Raw genomic sequence first — 2,158 nt, forward strand, 5'->3', positions numbered from 1 at the left:
TCGCGAAAATGGAAGCGGGAACTGGAGCGTCTGGAAGAAGACCAGAGCGCGACATCAGACGCGGCAGTCTCCCGGCGTCCTCAAGTAGCGCGAAGCGCGGTAGGACCCCAAAAGTGAACCGCTGGCTGGCCCTGCTCCCCCTCGTCGTGGTGGTGGCGCTCGCCGCCCTGTTCATCGGCTGGTCGCTGAAACGCGATCCGGCCTTCAAGCCCGACGCCATGGTCGGCCAGCCCATCCCCGAGACGGTGCTGCCCATGCTCACCGGCGACACCGCCGGACCCGGCAATCTGGACCTGAAGACGGCAGGCGTGGGCCGGCCCATGCTGGTCAATGTCTTCGCCTCGTGGTGCGCCCCCTGCCGGCTCGAACACCCCAAGCTTCTGGCGTTGAAGGCGCGGGGGATCGCTGTCGTCGGCGTGGCCTACAAGGACGAGCCGGTCGCCACCCGCGCCTTCCTGGACGAGCTGGGCGACCCCTATTCGATGGTTCTGGTGGACCACGAGGGTCGGGCCGGTCTGGACCTGGGCATTTCCGGCGTGCCCGAGACCTTCGCCGTCGACGCCATGGGCCGGATCACCGCCAAACAGTCTGGTCCCCTGCTGAACGACGCCGACATCGAACGACTCGTCGCCTCCATGCAGGCCCCGCCCCGGCCCGCTCCCGGTGAAAAATCGCATTAACTCTCTTTCGAGAGGCCTTGTTAACGATTGATCGCTCCGGATGCGTTAACGTTTGGGCATGAGCGCGATTCGCCCCGGTTTGCCGCAGCCCGTCCCGTCGCAAGGTCTCGACCTGCCGACGGCGCGAAACGCGCAGGCCGCCTTCTTCCGCGCCGCCCTGGATCAGGCCTCACGCGTTCAACCCAGTCAGGTGCCCGCCGCCGCCGTCATGTCCACGGTGCGCACCGCCAATCCGGCGCGCCCCGTCGAACCCGCCCCGGCGGCGCCGGAACGCGAAGAGCCCCGGATCATGCGCCCCGGCTCCTATCTCGACATCAAGGTCTGATCCGACCCAAGCAGAGCGCGACCCTCGGGCCGCCAGGGCGATGCGCTTTGCCGTAGAGCGCGTCGGGACACGTCGACCCTCAGGATTTTGAGCTGGACACGGAGGGATACCCCTTATTGCGCTCACCTGGGCTTTCAAGGACTCTCAACGCCGAAAACGAGAGACGGCGATGGCAGAGCGCTTCGAAACCGGCCGCTGGGAGAAGACGACGTGCCAATGTCCCAAGTGGGGCGACGTGCAAACCTGCGGACCGGCCAATCATCACGCGGTGGGGACCATGCTGCAGTCCGCCGTCATCCGGCTTGCGCGTCGATGGACGGCGCGGGTGGACGAGGTGCTGGCGGAAGGCGGCCTGAACGCGGGCCAGCTGGCGGTTCTGAACCTTCTGGCCCAACGCCCCTCCGGCTTGATCCAGAGGGAGGCGGCCGATGCGCTGGCGCTTTCGGAGGCCGTCATGTCGACGCGTGTCACCGGCCTTCTTGCGGCGGGTCTGGTGGAGCGCCAGGCCCTGAAGGGGGATCGACGCGCCCACCTCCTGCGCCTTACCGACAGTGGACGAGAGGCGGCGAAACTCTGGTCGGCCTGCGCCTCATGCGTGCAATACAGCGTCGAAAGCTCTGTCTCGCTCCAGGACCTCTCGACCGCCCTCGCCGTCCTGTCCCGGATGAACGCCGCCCTTGGCGCGCACGATTGTTCCGTTACGACGGACGCAGACCCGGCGCCGCAGCCCCGAGGCTGCGCCTGCATGCCCGGACCGGTCTCTATGCTCGGCGCGTGACCGGTATTCCCATTCGCTCCTGAGCCGCGCCTGGGCGTCCCGAAGATCGGGACGGCGGCTCGCTAGAACGCCTCCCAGTCCGATGTCGCCGGCGCAGCCTGGACCCGTCCGCCGCCGACGGCGACGAGGCGGACCGGGCGAGGCTCGGGCGCGGCCTGCTGTCGGGGTGAGCTTCCCGCCGTTCCCAGCTGAAACCGCCCGATCATCGTCATCAGCCCTTCGGTCTCCTGACGGAGCGAATGTGAAGCGGCCGTGGACTCCTCGACCATGGCGGCGTTCTGCTGGGTGACCTGGTCCATCTGGTTGACCGCCACATTCACTTCGCTCAGGCCCGAGGACTGCTCACGGGCCGAGGTGGCGATGTCGCTGATCAGG

3 protein-coding genes and 1 pseudogene are annotated in these 2,158 nt (G+C 67.7%); 3 read left to right on the forward strand and 1 reads right to left on the reverse strand.

From position 1 onward, the window contains the following. Positions 1-113: 113 nt before the first annotated feature. From Q0C81_RS18190 to Q0C81_RS18200, 3 genes are all read left to right on the forward strand, one after another. Complete coding sequence (locus Q0C81_RS18190) at positions 114-680, forward strand: DsbE family thiol:disulfide interchange protein (protein ID WP_035306130.1); 567 nt, start codon at positions 114-116, stop codon at positions 678-680. Between the two features lie 58 nt (positions 681-738). After that, positions 739-1,005 carry a hypothetical protein gene (locus Q0C81_RS18195; protein WP_154725896.1) on the forward strand — a complete coding sequence of 89 codons (267 nt, stop codon included), beginning with the start codon at positions 739-741 and terminating at the stop codon, positions 1,003-1,005. A 169-nt stretch (positions 1,006-1,174) separates the two neighbouring features. After that, positions 1,175-1,783, forward strand: a complete 609-nt coding sequence (locus Q0C81_RS18200; RefSeq protein WP_052004757.1) for a MarR family transcriptional regulator — start codon at positions 1,175-1,177, stop codon at positions 1,781-1,783. Between the two features lie 62 nt (positions 1,784-1,845). Here Q0C81_RS18200 and Q0C81_RS18205 read toward each other — a convergent pair. Next, positions 1,846-2,158: pseudogene (locus Q0C81_RS18205) on the reverse strand (chemotaxis protein); the annotation flags it as partial.

Source organism: Brevundimonas sp., assembly GCF_023259385.1.
Classification (GTDB): domain Bacteria; phylum Pseudomonadota; class Alphaproteobacteria; order Caulobacterales; family Caulobacteraceae; genus Brevundimonas.

Bases quoted from the DNA above. Each gene is read 5' to 3' on its own strand.
- Q0C81_RS18200 (WP_052004757.1), top strand. From the start codon at position 1,175: ATGGCAGAGCGCTTCGAAACCGGCCGCTGGGAGAAGACGACGTGCCAA.
- Q0C81_RS18195 (WP_154725896.1), top strand. From the start codon at position 739: ATGAGCGCGATTCGCCCCGGTTTGCCGCAGCCCGTCCCGTCGCAAGGT.